The 18,478-nt window shown below is 75.1% G+C and carries 16 protein-coding genes; 12 read left to right on the forward strand and 4 right to left on the reverse strand.

Features of this window, described 5'->3' with window-relative positions:
• Positions 1 to 9 precede the first annotated feature (9 nt).
• Positions 10 to 1,923, forward strand: coding sequence for a non-ribosomal peptide synthetase (locus SCA03_RS04975; RefSeq protein ID WP_086815635.1), 1,914 nt, complete (start codon positions 10 to 12; stop codon positions 1,921 to 1,923).
• Positions 1,920 to 5,138: a non-ribosomal peptide synthetase gene (locus SCA03_RS04980; protein WP_086815636.1), complete on the forward strand. Its 3,219-nt coding sequence runs from the start codon at positions 1,920 to 1,922 to the stop codon at positions 5,136 to 5,138. The genes SCA03_RS04975 and SCA03_RS04980 overlap by 4 nt, the downstream gene beginning before the upstream one ends.
• A 135-nt stretch (positions 5,139 to 5,273) precedes the next feature.
• Here SCA03_RS04980 and SCA03_RS04985 read toward each other — a convergent pair whose 3' ends face one another.
• A complete protein-coding gene (locus SCA03_RS04985; protein WP_051845950.1) occupies positions 5,274 to 5,501 on the reverse strand; it encodes an MbtH family protein in 228 nt (75 codons plus the stop codon).
• A gap of 310 nt (positions 5,502 to 5,811) precedes the next feature.
• Between SCA03_RS04985 and SCA03_RS04990 the strand changes: the two genes are divergently transcribed.
• The 6 genes from SCA03_RS04990 (at position 5,812) to SCA03_RS05015 (ending at position 13,230) form a co-directional block, all read left to right on the forward strand.
• Positions 5,812 to 7,221: a condensation domain-containing protein gene (locus SCA03_RS04990; protein ID WP_158102300.1), complete on the forward strand. Its 1,410-nt coding sequence runs from the start codon at positions 5,812 to 5,814 to the stop codon at positions 7,219 to 7,221.
• A gap of 97 nt (positions 7,222 to 7,318) precedes the next feature.
• Complete coding sequence (locus tag SCA03_RS04995; protein WP_230988485.1) at positions 7,319 to 8,611, forward strand: lysine N(6)-hydroxylase/L-ornithine N(5)-oxygenase family protein; 1,293 nt, start codon at positions 7,319 to 7,321, stop codon at positions 8,609 to 8,611.
• Positions 8,612 to 8,668: 57 nt separating this feature from the next.
• Positions 8,669 to 9,310 (forward strand): FMN-binding negative transcriptional regulator, encoded by a 642-nt coding sequence (locus tag SCA03_RS05000; protein WP_141275223.1) that lies wholly within the window; start codon positions 8,669 to 8,671, stop codon positions 9,308 to 9,310.
• A 2-nt stretch (positions 9,311 to 9,312) separates the two neighbouring features.
• The gene (locus SCA03_RS05005; RefSeq protein WP_051856600.1) at positions 9,313 to 10,152 is read left to right on the forward strand and encodes a thioesterase II family protein; all 840 of its coding nucleotides are present in this window, start codon (positions 9,313 to 9,315) and stop codon (positions 10,150 to 10,152) included.
• On the forward strand, positions 10,130 to 11,866 hold the full coding sequence (locus tag SCA03_RS05010; protein ID WP_086818236.1) for a condensation domain-containing protein: 1,737 nt from the start codon (positions 10,130 to 10,132) through the stop codon (positions 11,864 to 11,866). The genes SCA03_RS05005 and SCA03_RS05010 overlap by 23 nt, the downstream gene beginning before the upstream one ends.
• Positions 11,863 to 13,230: an ATP-grasp domain-containing protein gene (locus SCA03_RS05015; RefSeq protein WP_170223831.1), complete on the forward strand. Its 1,368-nt coding sequence runs from the start codon at positions 11,863 to 11,865 to the stop codon at positions 13,228 to 13,230. The genes SCA03_RS05010 and SCA03_RS05015 overlap by 4 nt, the downstream gene beginning before the upstream one ends.
• Here the strand turns inward: SCA03_RS05015 and SCA03_RS05020 are convergent.
• Positions 13,115 to 14,059 carry a LysR family transcriptional regulator gene (locus SCA03_RS05020; RefSeq protein WP_078873232.1) on the reverse strand — a complete coding sequence of 315 codons (945 nt, stop codon included), beginning with the start codon at positions 14,057 to 14,059 and terminating at the stop codon, positions 13,115 to 13,117. The genes SCA03_RS05015 and SCA03_RS05020 overlap by 116 nt on opposite strands.
• Positions 14,060 to 14,170: 111 nt before the next feature.
• Between SCA03_RS05020 and SCA03_RS05025 the strand changes: the two genes are divergently transcribed.
• From SCA03_RS05025 to SCA03_RS05035, 3 genes are read left to right on the forward strand one after another with little or no spacing between them, the layout of a single operon-like run.
• Positions 14,171 to 15,202, forward strand: a complete 1,032-nt coding sequence (locus SCA03_RS05025) for an EamA family transporter (protein ID WP_078873234.1) — start codon at positions 14,171 to 14,173, stop codon at positions 15,200 to 15,202.
• 34 nt (positions 15,203 to 15,236) lie between these two features.
• Positions 15,237 to 15,629, forward strand: a complete 393-nt coding sequence (locus SCA03_RS05030; protein ID WP_030881973.1) for a DUF2267 domain-containing protein — start codon at positions 15,237 to 15,239, stop codon at positions 15,627 to 15,629.
• A gap of 53 nt (positions 15,630 to 15,682) precedes the next feature.
• On the forward strand, positions 15,683 to 16,207 hold the full coding sequence (locus tag SCA03_RS05035) for a hypothetical protein (protein ID WP_051845928.1): 525 nt from the start codon (positions 15,683 to 15,685) through the stop codon (positions 16,205 to 16,207).
• Positions 16,208 to 16,278: 71 nt separating this feature from the next.
• Here SCA03_RS05035 and SCA03_RS05040 read toward each other — a convergent pair whose 3' ends face one another.
• On the reverse strand, positions 16,279 to 16,482 hold the full coding sequence (locus SCA03_RS05040; protein ID WP_030881978.1) for a hypothetical protein: 204 nt from the start codon (positions 16,480 to 16,482) through the stop codon (positions 16,279 to 16,281).
• Positions 16,483 to 16,683: 201 nt separating this feature from the next.
• Between SCA03_RS05040 and SCA03_RS05045 the strand changes: the two genes are divergently transcribed.
• Positions 16,684 to 16,935: a hypothetical protein gene (locus SCA03_RS05045; protein WP_030881981.1), complete on the forward strand. Its 252-nt coding sequence runs from the start codon at positions 16,684 to 16,686 to the stop codon at positions 16,933 to 16,935.
• Positions 16,936 to 17,022: 87 nt separating this feature from the next.
• On the opposite strand, the gene gnd is transcribed toward SCA03_RS05045, so the two are convergent.
• Positions 17,023 to 18,468, reverse strand: coding sequence for an NADP-dependent phosphogluconate dehydrogenase (gene gnd / locus SCA03_RS05050; RefSeq protein ID WP_086817542.1), 1,446 nt, complete (start codon positions 18,466 to 18,468; stop codon positions 17,023 to 17,025).
• Positions 18,469 to 18,478 lie beyond the last annotated feature (10 nt).

Consider the following 18,478-nt stretch of genomic DNA (forward strand, 5'->3'; position numbering starts at 1 on the left):
AGACCACGCATGACCCCTGCTCAGGACGCAGCCACCGCACCCGTCGGCCCGTCGCGCACCCCCGTGGACGGGTTCACCGAGTGGGCCGCCCGCACCCCCGAGGCCCCCGCCGTCGTCTGCGGGCCGCGGAGCCTCAGCTACCGGCAGCTCGACCGGGCGGCCGGCCGGCTGGCGCACCGGCTGCGCGCGGCCGGGGCCGGCCCCGAGACGCTCGTCGGTATCGCGCTGCGGCGCTCGGTCACCCAGTCCGTCGCCGTGCTCGGGGTGCTCAAGGCGGGCGCCGCCTGTCTGCCCGTCGACCCCGACCAGCCGCTGGAGCGCACCCGCGCACTGCTCGCCGACGCCGGTGTGCGGCTGGTGGTGACGGAGAAGTCCGTCCAGGACACGCTGCCGGAGGACGGCTGGGGGCCGGGCGTCGACGCGCTGCCCGCCGAGACCGGCATGGCCGACACCCCGGCCGACAGCGGGCCCGGCACGGCGGACGGCGCCACCGGGCCGGAGGCCCCGGCCGGAACCACGGCCGGTCCGGACGCGGGACCGGCGCCGGGCTCGGGGCCGCACAACCTGATGTACGTGCTGTACACCTCCGGCTCCACCGGCCGCCCCAAGGGCATCGCCATGCACGCCGGGCCACAGATCACCCTGCTCGACTGGTGCCGCGACCGGTACGCCGAACGCCCCGTCGCCCTCCAGTTCTTCCCGCTCAACTCCGACGTCGGCTTCCTGGAGCTGCTGTCCACCTGGTGGCTGGGCGGCTGCGCGGTCGTCGCCACCGAGCACCAGCGGCACGACATCCCCGCACTCGCCGAGGTCGTCGACCGGCACCGGGTCGACAAGGTCCTGCTGCCGGTGCTCGCGCTGGACCGGCTCGCGGCGCACGCCGCCGAACACCCGGGCAGCTGCGGCACGTTGCGGGAGCTGATCACCACCGGCGACCAGCAGGTCGTCACCCCCGCCGTCCGGGCGCTGTGCGACCGGCTGCCCGGCGTCCTGCTGGACAACCACTACGGCTCGACGGAGCTGAACGTCGTCACCGCGCCCCGGCTGACGGCCCCCGTACAGGAGTGGCCCGAGCGGCCCCCGGTGGGCCGGCCCGTCGTCGACGCGCGGATCTATGTGCTGGACGCCGGTCTGCGGCCGGTGCCGCCCGGCGTGCCCGGCGAGATCTACGTGGGCGGCGGCCCGCCGGCCCGCGGCTACCTCGGCGACCCCGCGCAGACCGCCCGCGCCTTCCTGCCCGACCCGTACACCAAGGCACCCGGCAGCCGGATGTACCGCACCGGCGACCGCGGACGGTGGCGCACCGACGGCGTCCTGGAGTACCTCGGCCGCGCCGACTTCCAGATCAAGCTGCACGGCTACCGCATCGAACCCGGCGAGATCGAGTCGCTGCTGCGGGCACGCGAGGACATCTCCCAGGCCGTCGTCCTCAAGACGGGGGAGGGGGAGGAGGCGATGCTCGCCGCCTACACGGCCAGCGCGGGCGGCACCCCGCCGCAGGCCGACGAGCTGCGCGACCACCTCGCCCGGCTGCTGCCCCCGTACATGGTTCCGCAGGCGTACGTCCCGCTGCCGGAACTGCCGCTCACCTCCACCGGCAAGGTCGACCGCAAGCGGCTGCCCGCCGTGGACACCGCGCGCCCGCGCTTCCTCGCCCCGCGGGACGAGGACGAGGCCGCCATCGCCGAGGTCTTCTGCGACGTGCTCGGCAAGGAGAAGGTCGGCGTCGAGGACAGCTTCTTCCGGCTGGGCGGCCACTCCCTGCTGATCACCCAGCTCGTGCACCGGCTGCGCACCGCCTGCGGCGTCCAACTGCCGCTGCGGGCCGTCTTCGAACGCGCCACGCCCGCCCAACTGGCCGAGGAGGTACGCGCGGTCCGCGCGGCGCGCGCGGGCGACGGCGCGGGGGAGGGCCGGGCATGACCGAGGAGCACGGGCAGCGGCATCCGCTCTCCTTCGCCCAGGAACGCCTGTGGTTCCTCGACCAGTTGCTGCCGGGACAGGTCGGCTACCTCACTCCGCTCACCTACCGGATCACCGGCGAGCTGGACGGCGCCGCCCTGGAAGCGGCGCTCCGCGAGGTCGCACGGCGCCACCCCGTGCTGCGCTGCCGGTTCGGCTCCGACGGCGGGGAGCCCTACGCCGTCGTCGGACCCGCCGACGCCCTACGCCTGGAGCGGCGCGATCTGTCCGGCGGGCCCGAACCCGAGCGCGCCGCACAGGAGTCGGTGCGCACCCTGCTCGGCACCCCGCTCGACCTGGCCGCCGGACCGCCGCTGCGTGCCGTGCTGCTGCGGCTCGCCCCGGCCGCCTGGCTCCTCCACGTCCATGTGCACCATGTGGCCTTCGACGGGCTGTCCCGGCCGGTGTTCGAGCGCGAGCTGTCGGCGGCCTACACCGCCCGGCTCCACGCGCGGCCCGCGGCGCTCCCCGAGCCGCCGGCCGACCCCTTCGGATACATCGGGGAAGAGCGCGCTGCACTGCGCGGACCGGAGCGCGACCGGCTGCTGGAACACTGGCTCGGCCGGCTCGCCGACGTGCCCACCGTGCTCTCCCTGCCGTCCGACCGGCCCCGCCCCGCCCAGCCGACGGGCCGGGGCGCCCAGCTCGACTTCACCCTCCCGGCCGCCACCACCGAGGCGCTGCGCCGTCTCGCCGCGGAGCGCCGGGCCTCGCTGTTCGCCGTCGCGCTCGCCGGGTACCAGGAGCTGCTCGGACGGTACGCGGGCACCCGGCGGATGCTGTGCGGGGTGCCGTTCGCCGGCCGCACGGAGCCGGGCACCGAGGAGGCCATCGGCTTCTTCACCCACACCGTCGCGCTCCCCGGCGACCTGCGCGGCCGGCCCACCCTCGGCGAACTCACCGAGCGCGTCCGGGACGAGGTGTGGGACGCCATGGACCACCAGGAGCTGCCCTTCGACATGCTCGTCGAAGCGCTGGGGGCTGCCCGCGGCCTCGATCGCACCCCGCTGGTCCAGCACTGGTTCGACATCACCGACGAGACGCTGGCGGAGCGCCCGCTGCGCCTCGACGGGGCCGACGTGGCGCCCGTGGAGTACCCGGAGACCGTCACCCGCTTCGACACGGAGCTGCATCTGCGGCCCGCGGGCGAGGAGTTGCACGGCCGGCTGCTGTACGCGACCGACCTGTTCGACGAGGCCCGGATGCGGACGTTCCTGCGCCACTACGCGCAGTTGCTCGGCTCCGCCGCCCGCTCCCCGGACACCCCGCTGGCCGCGCTGCCGCTGCTCGACGGGCCGGAACAGGCGGCCGTGCTCCGGCAGGGCACGGGACCGGCCCAGGAGGCCGCGGGCGCCGCGGGAACCGTGGCCGCGCTCTTCGCCCGCCGGGCCGCCGAACACCCCACGGCCCCTGCCGTCACCGACGGGGTGACGCGGCTGACCTACGCCCGGCTCGCCGAGCGTGCGGGCGCGGTGGCCCGGCTGCTGGCCGCGCGCGGCTGCGGTCCGGAGGACGTCGTCGCCGTGTGCCTGCCGCGCGGCGCGGAACTGGTGTGCGCCGCGCTGGGCGCCGTCCTGGCCGGATCCTGCTATCTGCTGATCGACCCCGAGCAGCCGCCGGAGCGCCTCGCCTATCTGCTCGACGACTCCGGCGCCCGCCTCGTCCTGACCGACGCCGCGACCCGGCCACGGCTGCCCGGCGCCGACGGCCGGCCGGTACCGGGGGACGGCGCGGTGCCCCCGGTGCTGGACGTCGCCACGGCCGTGGCGGAGGGGGCCGCGACGGCCGGGACGCAGCCGGCGCCTCCCGGCCCGGCGCCCGGGCATCTCGCCTACCTCGTCTACACCTCGGGGTCCACCGGCAGGCCCAAGGCGGTCGCCGTCACGCACGCCGGGCTCGCGCATCTGACCGCCTGGCACCACCGGCGGTACCCGGTGCGCCCGGGGGCCTCCGTCGTGGCCCAGGTCGCCGGGGTCTCGTTCGACGCCGCGGCCTGGGAGATCTGGCCGGCGCTGGCCGGCGGCGCCCGGCTGGAGATCTGCCCCGACGCGGTGGTGCGCGACCCCGAGGCGCTGGTGCGGCACCTCGCGGACACGGGGGCCGACGCCGCCTTCGCGCCGACGCCGCTCGCCGAGCAGCTGATCCGGCACCCGCTGGGCACCCGGACCGCGCTGACCGCGCTGCTGACCGGCGGCGACCTCTTCCGGCCCCGGCCGGACGACGCCCCCGGCATCGGGGTGCACAACCACTACGGGCCGACCGAGAACACCGTGGTGGCGACCGCGACCGACGCCCTGGGCCCGCCCTGGCACGACAACACCATCGGCCGTCCGATCGACGGTGTCCGCGCCTATGTGCTCGACGACGGCCTCCAGTTGGTGCCGCCCGGCGCCCCCGGCGAACTGTGGCTGGCCGGTGCGGGCCTCGCCCGCGGCTACGCCGGCCGGCCCGCGCTCACGGCCGGTCACTTCGTGCCGGACCCGTTCGCCCCGCACCCCGGCGAGCGGATGTACCGCACGGGCGACCTCGTCCGCCGGCGGGACGACGGCACCCTCGACTTCCTGGGCCGGCGGGACGCCCAGCTCAAGGTGAACGGCTACCGCATCGAACCCGGCGAGGTGGAGCAGGCGCTGCTGCGCTGCCACGGCGTACGGGAGGCCGTCGTCACGGTGGCGCGCAGCCCGGCCGGCGGCGCCCTGCTCGCCGGGTACGTCGTGCCCGCCGGGCAGGCGCCCACGGCGGACGGTCTGCGCGACGAGCTGCGTGCCCGGCTGCCGTCCCCTCTGGTGCCCGCGGCCTTCGTGGTGCTCGACGCGCTGCCGCTGACCGCCAGCGGAAAGGTCGACCGGGCCCGGCTGCCCGCCCCGCAGGAGACCGCGGCGGCGCCGCTCGCGCCGCGCGGGCCCCTGGAGAAGGAGGTGCTCCTGCTGTGGCAGGAGGTCTTCCCCGGCGTGCCGCTCGGCGTGAGCACCGACTTCTTCACCGCGGGCGGTACCTCCATGACGGCCTCCCGGCTCGCCGCCCGGGTCAGGGAGTCCCTCGGTGTCGCCTTCCCGGTCCGCGCGGTCTTCGACCACCGGACCGTCGCCGACCAGTGCGCCGAAATCGAGCGGCAGGCGGCCGCCGAGATTGCCGAAATGACCGAGGAGGAAATCGCGCGCGAACTGAACAATTAGTGCGGGTTCCCGGCCGACGGGTCACCGGATGTTCACAAAAGGAGGGCCGCCGTGCGGTGCACGGCGGCCCCCGGAGGGTTTTTCCGGGGATTGCCCGAGGGCTCTCCGGTGAAGAATTCGTGCCCGCGCGGCGAATTAGGACGCGCTTTCCGAAAGCTGCCGGCGGACGCTCAGCGGGGTGATGTCCGTCCACACCCGCTCGATGTGCGCCAGGCAGGACTCCTTGTCCCCCTCGACGCCGACACCGCTCCAGCCTGCGGGAACGTCCCGCCCGACGGGCCAGATCGAGTACTGTTCCTCGTGGTTGACGACGACCTGGAAAGCCGGCGCGCCATCCTTTTCGCGCTCCTCCGGTATATCCATTCCGACCACCTCCGAAGGCAGGAGCATAACCATTCACCGCGTCGTGGTCGACCCCCTGTTCAAGCCCTTGCCCGGGCTTCGTCGAACGTAGTAGTTTTTTGGCCGTACCGGGAGTGCCGATACCTGAGCGGTACTCCTTCGTGTCCTCTTTACCGGGGGGTTTCTGGCTGTGGTGGACGCTTCCGCTGAGAACTTGTCCGACGCCGGGCGGGAACTTCTCAGAAGGCGCCTCGCGGCCCGGGCGGCGACTGCCCGGGCCACCGCAGGCGCCACCGGCCCGGCCGCATCGGCGCAGCCCGCCACGGGCCCGGTGCCGCTCGCCCCCGCCCAGCACCGGCTGTGGTTCATCGACCGGCTCGGCGCCGGCAATCTGGCCTACAACGTCTCGGCCGCCTACCGGCTCGACGGCCCGCTGGACACCGCCGCCCTGGAGCGGGCCCTCGCCCTCGTCGTCGAGCGGCACGAGATCCTGCGCAGCCGGGTCACCACCACCGCCGAGGGCGAACCGCTGCTGCGGACGGCCTTCTCCGCCGCCGACATCCCGCCCGCCGTGCACGATCTGACGAACACGCAGGACGCAGAGGACGCAGAGGCCGCGGCGGCCCGGCTCGCCGAACGCTACGCCGACACCGCCTTCGACCTGGCCGCCGGGCCCCTGCTGAAGCCCTGGCTGGCACGGCTGGGCGAGCACCGGCACATCCTCGGCCTCACCGTGCACCACATCCTCTTCGACCGGGACTCGCTCGACATCTTCAGCCGCGAACTGTCCACCGCGTACGCCGCTTTCGCCGGGGAGACCGGCACTCCGGAGGGCCCGGAGTCGGCCTCCCCGCTGCCCCCGCTCCCCGCCCAGTACGCGGACTTCGCGCGGGAGCAGGCCGCGGCGGCCGACGCCCCGGACCTCGCACGGCGGACCGCGGCCTGGCGCGAGCGGCTGCGCGGTGTCCCTCCGGTGCTCGAACTGCCCGGCGACCACGAGCGTCCCGCCCGCCCCAGCTACCGGGCGGGCGAGGCCCCGGTACACCTGCCGGCCGACGCCGCCGAGAAGCTGCGCGCCCTGAGCCGGGAGCGGGGCACCACACCCTTCGTCGTCTTCCTCGCCGCGTTCCAGGGCCTGCTGGGCCGGCTGACCGCCGAGGAGTCGCTCGTCGTCGGCTGCCCGTTCAACGGCCGCACCCGGGTCGCCCACGAGGGGCTGATCGGCTTCTTCGCCAACTCCCTGCCCGTCGTGGGCGATCTGACCGGCGACCCCGCCTTCACCCGGCTCGTCGACCGCACCCGCGAGGCCACCCTCGCCGCGTACGACGACCAGGACGTGCCCTTCGACCGCATCGTCAAGGCCGTCGACCCGCCCCGCGACCTCAGCCGCAACCCGCTCGTGCAGGTGTGGTTCGATCTCGCGGACGGCGGCCCTGGCGGCACCGCGCCCCCGCTGGAGCTGACCGGCGTCGAGACCGCCTACTTCGGCGAGGGCCGCGCCAGGACCCGCTTCGACGCCGAACTCCACCTGGGCACCGGCGCGGACGGCTCCGTCACCGGGCGGCTGCTCTACGCCCGCGACCTGTTCGAACAGGGCACCGCCGAGTCCTTCTGCTCCTACTACACACACTTCCTGCACGCGGTGGCGGACGACCCGGAACAGCGGCTCTCCCGCGTCCCGATCCTGTCCGGGGACCAGCTCACCGAACTGCTCGACGGCTGGGCCGTGGCCGGCGGATGACCGCGGCCCCGCACGACACCCAGGCCGCCACGACGGCAAGCCCATGCAGCACGGCTCGCACCCACACCCCCGCGAGCCGAAACCGAGGGGAGCGAGCGTGACTTCGACGAACGGCACCGCAACCGGGGTGCGCGACCTGGTGGGAGTGGGCTTCGGACCGGCGAACCTGGCGCTCGCCGTGGCCCTGGAGGAGCACGAGGGCCCACCGCTGGACGCGCTGTTCCTGGAGAAACGCCCGCGGCTGGCCTGGCATCCGGGAATGCTCCTGGAGGACGCCACCATGCAGGTCAGCTTCCTCAAGGACCTGGCGACGCTGCGCAACCCGCGCAGCGCCTTCAGCTTCCTGTCCTATCTGCACGACCGCGGACGGCTGGTCGACTTCATCAACCACAAGGAGTTCTTCCCCTCCCGGGTGGAGTTCCACGACTACCTGGACTGGGCCGCGGGGCACGTCGCCCACCGGGTGCGCTACGACACGGCGGCCGTCGCCGTCCGGCCGGTCACCGAGGCGCAGACCGTCGTCGCCTTCGACGTCGTCACCCGCGAGGCCGACGGCGGCGAACGCACCGAACGCGCCCGCAACATCGTGCTCGGCACCGGCCTGGTGCCGCGGATGCCCGAGGGCGTCGCGCGCTCGGAGCGGGTGTGGCACAGCGAGGAACTGCTGCCGCGCATCGAGGAGTTGACAGGACCGCCGCCGGCCTCGTTCGCGGTCGTCGGCGCGGGGCAGAGCGCGGCCGAGGTCGCCGCCCATCTGCACAGCCGCTTCCCCGACAGCCGGATCGACGCGCTGCTGCCCAGCTACGGCTACAGCCCCTCGGACGACTCGCCGTTCGCCAACCGGGTCTTCGACCCGGAGGCCGTCGACCACTTCTACGACGCCGTGCCCGCCGTCCGGGAGCGCTTCTACGAGCAGCACGGCAACACCAACTACGCCGTCGTCGACCTCGACCTGATCAACGAGCTGTACCGGCGCTCCTACCAGGAGTCGGTGCGCGGCACCCGGCGGCTGCACTTCTGGCCGATGTGCCGGGTCGAGGGCGCCGACAGCGGCCCGGACGGCGTACGGCTGCGCGTCAACCGGCTGCTGGAGGACCGCAGCACCGAACTCGACGCGGGAATAGCGGTGTTCGCGACCGGATACCACCCCATGGACGCCGCCTCGCTGCTCGGCCCGGCGGCCGAACTGTGCAAGCGCGACAGCGCCGGACGGCTGCGCGTCAGCCGCGAGTACCGCGTGGAGACCTCGGCCGATGTCACGGCGGGCATCTACCTCCAGGGCGGTATCGAGCACACGCACGGGATCTCCGCCTCGCTGCTGTCCAACATCGCCGTACGCGCCGGCGAGATCGTCACCTCGCTCGCCGCCGGCGTTCGGCAGATCCCCTGAGCGACGCCCGCCCCCCACCGCAGCGTTCCCCCCCCCCTGATCCAGGAGCCGTCCACCATGTTCGTACCCGACGCCTACCGGCCCGGCGACCCCCGCTGGGCCCGCGACGTCGTCCGAGGCCAGGGCCTCGCCCTGCTCGCCGGCAACGGCGCCGACGGACCGCTGGCCACACACTGTCCCGTCATCCCGTGGAGCGACCTGGAGTCCGGCACCGGGGAGACCGGGCTGGTCGGCACGGTACTGGCCGGACACCTCAACCGGAGCAACCCGCACTGGTCTGCGCTGCGCGAGGGCGACCGCGCCCTGCTGGTCTTCGCCGGGCCCAACACCTACATCAGCCCCACCCACTACGGGGTCAGCCCGGCGTCGCCCACCTGGAACTTCGTCTCCGTGCACGCACACGGCACCATCCACCCGCTGGAGAGCGGCGAGCCGACGATGGAGGTCATCCGCAGCACGGTGCGGACCTACGAGGAACACATCGGCACCGGCTGGGACATGACCGCATCCCTCCCGTACTTCGAGAAGATCGTGCCCGGCGTCGGCGCGTTCCTCTTCCGGGTGACCGCGGCCGAGGGCATGTTCAAGCTCAGCCAGGAGAAGCCGGACGACATCCGCGACCGGGTGGGTTCGGCGCTCGCCGGCAGCACCGAGGAGCGTGCCCGCGAGGTCGCCGCGACGATGCGCAGATACGGCTAGGCATGCCCGGGGAACCGCGCTTCCTGCCGTTCTGGTCGGCGCGCCGGCCCGCCGCCGACGCCACCGTCTTCTGTCTGCCGCACACCGGAGGCGGCGCCTCCGGCTACCGCGGCTGGATCGGCGCCGACCCCCGGCTCGATGTGCAGCCCGTCCAACTGCCCGGCCGGGAGGGCCTGATGGGCATGCCGGCGGCGGCCTCGGCCGAGGAGCTGGTGCCGCTCCTCGGCGCCGAGCTGGCCGAGCGCGCCACCGGTCCCACCGTCCTGTTCGGGCACAGCATGGGCGCCTTCCTCGCCGCCGAACTCGTCGCCTGGCTGCACCGGGGCGGCGCCCGCGTCCCCGAACTGCTGGTCGTCTCCGCCCACCGCGGCGGCGCCCGCCGGCACCCCGGGCCGGGACCGCTCGGCCCCGACTGCACCGACGAGGAACTCCTGGGCGCCCTGCGGGAGATGGGCGGCACGGCCCCCGAGGCCCTCGCCGACCCGCAGCTGCGCGAGCTCCTCCTGACGACCGTGCGCGACGATCTGCGCCTGGGGCACGCCTACCGGCGCGGCTACGGCGAACGGGAGCTGCCCGTACCGGTGCTGGCCTGCGGCGGCCGGGACGACACCGTCACGGCGGACGAGCTGGCCGACTGGTCGGCGCACACCGCGCGGGAGTGCCGGGTACGGCTGTTCCCCGGCGGCCACTTCTACCTCCACCAGCACACCCGGCAGGTGCTGCGGGCCGTCCACGAGGCACTGACCACCGGCCTGCCGCCCGCGCCGGCGTCCCGGACACCCGAACCGCCCCGTACACCGCATCAGGAAAGGGGACACCATGCCGCAGACCGCCCCCGGTGACGCCGCCCCGCCCGACGCCGAGGAGATCGCGCGCACCCTCCTCACCCTGATACGCGAGGAACTCGGGGACGAGGGCATCGAGGAGGACGACGACTTCTACGCCGTCGGCGGCGACTCGCTCATCGCCGTCCGGGTCGTCGCCCGCGCGGGCGAGCTGGGCATCGGCATCCGGCTGCTCGATCTGCTCACCCACCCCTCGGCAGGCGAACTGGCCGAGAGCTACGCCGCGGACCCCACCCGCGCCGACGCCCCGCCGCTGCCCCCGGAACCGCTCGCCGCCGACGCCGGCGGGGGGCCCGGGGAACCGGGGGAGCCGGTGCCCCGCCCCGCCTCCGACCTCCAGATCGGCCTCGTCTACCAGTGCGAGATGAGCGACGACCCGAGCCTGTACAACGACCTCATCGGAGTGCGTGTGCGCGGCCCGTTCGACGAGGACCGCTTCCGCGCGGCACTGACCGCCCTGCTGGCCCGCCACCCGGCGCTGCGCAGCTCCTTCGATCTGGCGGCCGACCCGGAGCCCGTCCAACTCGTCCACCCCGCGCTGCCGTTGCCCCTGGACATCGACCGGCCCGCACCGCCCGGCCCGGACGCCGACGCCGCCTGCCACACGGCCGCCGCCCGGTGGCGGGCCCGCCAACTGGCCACAGCCTTCGACTGGGAGACACCGCCCCTCCTTCGCTGCCACGTCGCCGCACCCACCGACCCAGCCGACCCAGCTGACCCAGCCGACCCAGCCGACCCAGCCGACACAGCCGACGCCACCGCGGCGCCCCGCGACGGCGGCGGCTTCCGGCTCACCGTGGCCATGCACCACGCGCTGATGGACGGCTGGAGCTTCGCCACCGTCGTCACCGACCTCGTCCGGCTCTACGACGCCGCGCTCGGCGGCGCCGACGGTGCCGATCTCGCCACGGCCCTGCCCGCGCCACCGCCCGGCGGACACGAACTGTTCGTCGCCGCCGAGCGCGAGGCCGCCGCCTCCGCCGAGGCCGCCGCCTTCTGGCAGCAGCACGCCGAGGGCCCCCACCTGCTGCCGGACCGCGACCGCAGTGCCGCACCCGGCGACGCCTCCGCCCGGCTGAGCCTGCCGTTCGAGGACGAGCTGCTCGCCGGGCTGCGGGCCGCCGCCGCCGAGGCCGGCGCCCCGCTCAAGAGCCTGCTGCTGGCCGTCCACTCCTGGGCGCTGGCCCACTGGAGCGGCACACCCGGCGGCATGGCCACCGGGGTGGTCCTCAGCGGTCGGCCCGAACAGCCCGACACCGACCTCACGGTGGGGCTCTTCCTCAACACCGTGCCGTTCCGGCTGCCCGCGCACGGCACCTGGGCCGAACTCGCCCGCACGGCACGCGACACCGAGACCGCCGCCGTCCCGCACCGGCGCTACCCGCTCGCCAGGATCGAGGAGAAGCTCGGCCGCCCGCCGTTCGACGTCGCGTTCAACTTCACCGACTTCCGCGTCTACCGGAACCTGGAGGCGCTGCGCGCCGTCCGCGTCGACGAGTGGTGGCACGCCGACAAGGCCAGCCACCCCGTCTCCTGCGACTACACCCTCGACTTCCCCGGCTTCGGCACCGGCCTTCTGGTCACCCACGACGCCGCCGCCGTCCCCGAGGACCGGGCGCGCGCACTCCTCCAGCTCGTCGAGGCGGGCCTGCGCTCCGCCGCGCGCGCACCGCACGGGCAGGCCCCCGACCCGGCGGGAGGCCCCCGGTGAGCGCTGCGCAGCGACCGCTGGCCGTCGTCTACGACCACGGCTCGGCCTCGGCGGGCGAACTCGCCGTCGGGCTGGCCGCGTCGGCCCCGCTGGTCTTCCTCGTCCGCGCCTCCGAACACAGCGCCCGCACCGAGCAGGTGCTCCGGCAGTCCGGCCGTACGCTCCGGCTGACCGAGGACCCGGAGGCCGACGCGCGGGCGCTGGCCCGGCTGCGGCCGCGGGCGCTGCTGACCTTCGCGGAGAGCGAGCTGCGCGCCACCGCCGAGCTGGCCGCCCGGCTCTCCCTGCCGTTCCACACCCCGCACACCGCCGCCGCGCTCACCGACAAGGCCGAGCAGCGCGCCCGGCTGCACCGGGCCGGCCTGGACCGGGTGCGCAGCCACCGGGTGCACGACGCGGCCGGCTGGGCGGCGGCGCTGGACGGGCTCGGTCTGCCCGTCGTCGTCAAACCGCCCCGGGGGCAGGGCAGTCGGGCCGTACACAAGGTGACCACCCACGGTCAGGCGGTCGCGCTGGCCAAGGAACTGCTGCCCGACGCGGACGGCTGGGTCGTCGAGGAGCACCTGGAGGGCCGCCCGGGCCTTCCGCACGGGGACTACGTGTCCGTGGAGACGGCCAGCACGCCCGCCGGGACGGTGCCGCTGGCCGTGACCGGCAAGCACCCGCTGGTGCCCCCGTTCCGGGAGACCGGCCAGTTCTGGCCCGCCGCGCTGTCCGCCGCCGAGGAGCGGGAGGTGTGCGACCTGGCCGTGGCCGCCGTCCGCGCGCTCGGCGTGACCACCGGGCTGTGCCACACCGAGATCAAGCTCACCCCGGCGGGCCCCCGCCTCATCGAGGTCAACGGCCGGCTCGGCGGGCACCTGAACGAACTGGCGCGCCGCGCCTGCGGAGTCGACCTGGTCGGCTGGGCCGGCCGGCTCGCCCTCGGCGAGGAGCTGCCCGGCCCGCTGCCCCCGCCGCGCGCGGTGCACTTCCAGTACAACTCCCTCGCACCGGTCGCGCCCTGCACCCTCACCGCCGTGCACGGCGCCCGCGCGGCACGCGCCGTCGACGGCGTGACCGGCCACCGCCCCTATGTGCGCCCCGGCGGCCGGCTGCCCGGCGGCACCGGCACCGCACACCTCGACCTGCTGTGGGGGACGGCCGCTGACCACGACGCCATGGTGCGCACCCTGGAGACGGCCCTCTCCCGCCTCTCCCACGAGTTCACCTTCGACGACGGCACCGTCCACACCGTCCACCCCCGGCTCACCCCGCCCCACCCGGACCTGCTGTGCGGCCGGCGCCCGCACGGCGGCCCACGGGCACCGGAGCCCGCGCGTCCCCCGGGCTCCCGGGGGACGGCGCCGTCCACAGCCGGGTGAGCAGGGCGACGGCGTCCCGTGTGGCCGGGTGCGGCGCGTGCCGGTGCCAGATGAGCCGGACGGTGACCGGCTCGGCGTCCCGGACCCGGCGGAAGACGATGCCGTCCCTGCGGTACTGCGCGACCGTGCTCTCCGGCGTGATCCCGACACAGCGTCCGGTGGCGACGGCGGCCAGCCAGTCCTCGATGTCCCGGGTGTACTCGACCCGGGGCCGCTCCCCGGCGGACCACAGCCCGGCCGTCGTGCTGCCGGTGCGCCGGTCCACCACGAGGGTGCGCTCCCGGATCATGGCCAGCCCCACCGTCCTGCGCCGCGCCCAGACGTCGTCCGAGGCCATGGCGCAGTAGCGGCGCTCGGTGCCCACCGCGGCGTGCGCGTACCGCCGGGTGTCCACGGCGGTGCGGACGACGGCCAGATCGCAGACGCCCTCGGCCAGCCCGGCCGTGGAGGAGTTGGTGCGGATCAACTCCAGCTCCGTGCCCGGGTACCGCTCCGCCCAGCCGCGCTGGAAGGCGGTGGTGTGCCGGCCCAGCGCGCCCCACGCGTGGCCCAGCCGCAGCCGGGTGGGGCCGGCGGCGGCCTCCCGTACCAGATCCTCGGCCTCGGCCAGCAGGTGCCGTGCCCTGGCCAGGACGCGGACGCCGGCCGCGGTGGGTGCGACGGCACGGCTGGTGCGGTGCAGCACCCGGACCCCGAGCACCCTCTCCAGCGCGAGCAGACCACGCGAGACGGCGGCCTGCGAGACGCCCAGCTCGATCGCGGCGTCGGTGAAGCTGCCCGTGTCCACGATCGCCACCAGGCAGCGCAGATGGCGCAGTTCGAGTTCCATGACCGCAGGGTGGCACGGCCCCCGCCCGCCCGGCGCGGTCCATGACGCGGGCGTATGGACGGCCCGCCGCCCGCATTTTGTGCCTCCGTACCGGACGCCGACCCTCGTGGCATGACGAGGCGAGGCGGGAGCACGGGGACGCGCGGCCACCGGCAGGGAACCGGCCGTGCGGCCGGAGTGCTGCTGATGCTCGGCAGCGGCCTGTCGAACCAGACGGGCGCGGCCGTCGCGGCCCTGGCCTTCCCGGCGCTCGGGCCCGCCGGGGTGGTGGCGGTCCGCCAGTGGGTGGCGGCGCTCGTCCTGCTGGCGGTGGCCCGGCCCCGGCCGCGTGCGCTGACCGCACGGCAGTGGGGGCCCGTGCTCGCGCTGGCGGCCGTCTTCGCCACGATGAACCTGTCGCTGTACGCCGCCATCGCACGCATCGGGCTCGGCCTCGCGGTCACCCTGGAGTTCCTCGGGCCGCTGAGCGTCGCGCTCCTGTCCTCCCGGCGCCGGACGGACGCGCTGTGCGCGGTGTGCGCGGGCGCCGCCGTCGTCGTGCTCACCCGGCCGCGGCCCGGCGGGGACGGCTGGGGGATCGCGCTGGGCCTGCTGGCCGCCGGGTGCTGGGCCGGCTACATCCTGCTGAACCGGACGGTGGGGCGCCGCGTCCCGGGCGCCGAGGGCTCGGCCGCCGCCGCTGCCGTCTCGGCCGTGCTGTATCTGCCCGTCGGCGCGGTGGTGCTGGCCCAGCGGACGCCGTCGGCCGGGGTGCTCGGCTGCGCCGTCGCGGCCGGGGTGCTCTCCTCGGCCGTGCCGTTCCTGGCCGACCTGCTGGCCCTGCGGCGCGTGCCGGCCGCCTTCTTCGGGCTGTTCATGAGCGTCAACCCGGTGTACGCCGCGCTGGTCGGCTGGGCGGCGCTCGGCCAGCGGCCGGCCCCCGTGGAGTGGTGCGCCATCGCCGCCATCGCGGCGGCCAACACCCTCAGCGTCGCGGCCGCGGCCCGGCGCGCCCGCCCGGCCCGGCAGCCGGACCCCGCCGGCCCGGGGCCCTCGGGTGTGACCGCGCGCCCCGCTGGTTACGCGGTGGGGGACAGCCGCACACACGACGGCGGCCACCGCAGCCGTGGCAGCCATCACAGGCACGACAGCGGCGGGGCATGACACGGGACTCCGTCGCACGGACGGGAGGCGCACTATGCGGCAGGACGAGTTCCTGGCCGAGGTGAGGGACCGCGGGGAGTACGCCGACCAGGAGGAGGCGCTGGAGGTCAGCGTCGCCGTGCTGGGGGTGCTCTCGCGGCGTATCCGGCCCGGGGAGGCGAAGGATCTGGCGGCCCAGCTGCCGGGCACGCTGGGCGAGGCACTGGAGACGGACGGCGAGCGCGGCGCCGAGAGGTTCGGCGTGCACGAGTTCTGCCGGCGCGTGGCGGACCAGACCGGGGCGCGGCCGCGCACCGCGCAGTGGGACGCGGGCGCGGTGCTCAGCACGGTCGCCTCCACCGTCTCCCACGGCGAGGTCAACCAGGTGCTCGGCCAGTTGCCGACCGGCTACGCCGCGCTGTTCGGCAAGGCCGACCTGAGCGACTGACCGTCCGGCCCGGCGGCACACGACGGCCCGTCCGCGCGAAGGAGGCGGAAGACATGGTGCGCAAGAAGATGGAAGGCGACGAGGACCAGCGGCGTGCGGCGGCGCTGGAGGCCGAACGCGAAGGGGAGCGGCCGAGCGAACGCGGTGAGACGACGGGCGCGTCCAAGCAGCGCCACCATGTCTCGCACCGCTCGACGCTGACCCACGAGGACAAGACCGCGCCGATCCACCGGGGCAAGCAGCAACAGCACGAGACGGAACGCGTCAACGAGGCCCACTCGCAGACCACGGGGCATCCGCCGCAGGAGGCGCCGCCGTCCGAACCGTCGTTCACGGGGCGCGGCGATCCGGGCTACACGGCACAGCACGAGCGGGTCTTCGAGGCCGTCGCGGTGTGCGAGCAGCGGCACCCGGGCGAGCCCGCCTCGCTGGACGAGGTGGCCGCGACGGCCGGTGTGCCGGCGGACGAGACCCGGGCCCTGCTGCACGATCTGGTCAGCCGGCGCCGCCTGTTGACCGCGACGGGCGACGAACGGGCCCCGGACGACCCGCACTACCAGGTCAAGCACCGGCTCTGACCGCCTGCCGGCAACTGCCCGGTGGTGGACCCACCGGCCCACCGGGCAGGGGCAGTCGGCCGGATGTCCGCTCAGTCGCGGAAGGAGCCGTCGGCGCGGCGTGCGTGCCGGGACAGCAGGTGCTCGCACTGGGGGCAGTGGCGCCGGAAGGCCCGTTTGACGACGTAGGCGATGCCGAGCGTGCACAGGTACAGCAGCCCGGTGCCGGCCTTCAACACCAGTTTGCCCAGGCCGGACTTGGTGCAGGTCGAGCAGTCGCGGCAGCCGGAAGCCATTGGGGGTTCCCCCTTCGTACGGTGTGATCGTTCCGGGCTGAAGGACGCCGTTTCGGCTGCCGGGGATGACCGGCGGGTACCGGTGGAACGGGCCCGGAACAGGGCCGTGACCGGATGGGGACACTCCGCTTCCTTCCCGGTCGGGTGAAAGCCCCGGGAACCGCCCGCACACCCTCCGGCGGAACCGGTACGCATGCGCACATGAACCAGCGCACCGGTCACCACCGCACCCGGCCCCCCGCACCCCACGGCGCAACCGCCCGTCTGCTGCGCGCACTCGCCCCCGGCCTGCTCGCCGTCGCCGCGCTCACCGGCGCCGCCGCTCCCGCCCAGGCCGCACCCCCGGCCGTCCCCGCATACGCCGCACCGGCCAAGTCCTGCCCCACCGGCACCTACTGGGAGCGGCACAACAAGGTCTGCGTCCCCATGTCGTCACCGGTCCGCTGGCTGTGAACCCCCGCCCGTCGCCCGGCCGTCACCGGTCACCCCGGCACGCGCCACACCCGGGCGACGGGCCGTGACAGCTCCCGCGCGCCCGCTTCAGTCCTCCTCCACCTCGGTGCGGTCGGCGTCCCACCGGGTGTGGAAGACCCCGGCGCGATCCACCCGGCGATAGGTGTGCGCACCGAAGAAGTCGCGCTGCGCCTGGGTCAGCGCCGCCGGGAGCCGGTCGGCCCGCAGCCCGTCGTAGTAGGCCAGCGCGCCCGCCATCCCCGGCACCGGCACACCGCGCCGCACCGCCTCGGACACGGTGGTCCGCCAGGCGTCCTGCGCGGCGCCCAGCTCCCGGCCGAACTCCGGGTCGGCCAGCAGCGTCGGCAGCCGGGGCGTCTGCGCGTACGCCGCCCGGATACGGTCCAGGAACGCCGCCCTGATGATGCAGCCGGCCCGCCAGATCGCCGCCATGGCACCGGGATCGATGTCCCAGCCGTACTCCTCGCCGCCCGCGCGGATCAGATCCCAGCCCTGCGCGTACGCGATCACCTTCGAGGCGTACAGGGCCTGTTCGACCAGACCGGCGAACTCCTCCGCCTCGTGCGGCTCCAGCGGCGCCGCGTCCCGTGGCCCCGCCAGGGGCGCGGCGGCCGACCGCAGCCGGGTGTTGCCCGACTGCGAGCGGGCGAAGACGGCGTCCGCGATGCCCGGCACCGGCACCCCCAGCCCGAGCGCGTGCTGCACCGTCCAGCGGCCCGTGCCCTTCTGCTCCGCCTGGTCCGCCACCACGTCCACGAACGGCTCGCCCGTGCGGGTGTCGGTATGGGTGAGCACCTCGGCCGTGATCTCGATGAGGTACGAGTCGAGCCGGCCCCGGTTCCATGACCGGAAGGTCTCCGCGATGCGCGCCGACGACCAGCCGGCCACCCGGCGCAGCAGGTCGTACGCCTCACCGATCAACTGCATGTCGGCGTACTCGATGCCGTTGTGCACCATCTTCACGAAGTGCCCCGCACCGTCCGTGCCCACGTGCGTGGTGCACGGGGCGCCGTCCGGCGCGCGTGCGGCGATCCGCTCCAGCAGGGGGGCCAACTCCCGGTACGCCTCGGCCGTACCGCCCGGCATCAGGCTCGGCCCGTGCAGCGCGCCCTCCTCGCCACCGGAGATCCCCGTCCCGACGAAGTGCAGGCCGCGCTCCCGCAGCGCCGCCTCCCTTCTGCGGGTGTCCTCGAAGTGCGCGTTGCCCCCGTCGACGAGGATGTCGCCGGGCTCCAGCAGCGCCGCGAACTCCTCGACGACCGCGTCCGTCGGCGCCCCCGCCTTCACCATGAGGAGCAGCTTGCGCGGACGTTCCAGCGAGGCCACCAACTCCTCGGCGGAACCGGCCGGCACGAACGTGCCCTCGTCGCCGTGCTCGTCCAGCAGAGCCTGCGTCCGGGCGTACGTCCTGTTGTGCACGGCGACGGGACAGCCGTTGCGTGCCAGGTTCCGCGCCAGATTGCGCCCCATGACGGCCAGCCCCGTCACACCGATCCGGGCCGTCTCGCTCATGATCCCGCCT

The organism is Streptomyces cacaoi, assembly GCF_006539165.1.
In the GTDB taxonomy this organism is placed as follows: Bacteria; Actinomycetota; Actinomycetes; order Streptomycetales; family Streptomycetaceae; genus Streptomyces; species Streptomyces cacaoi.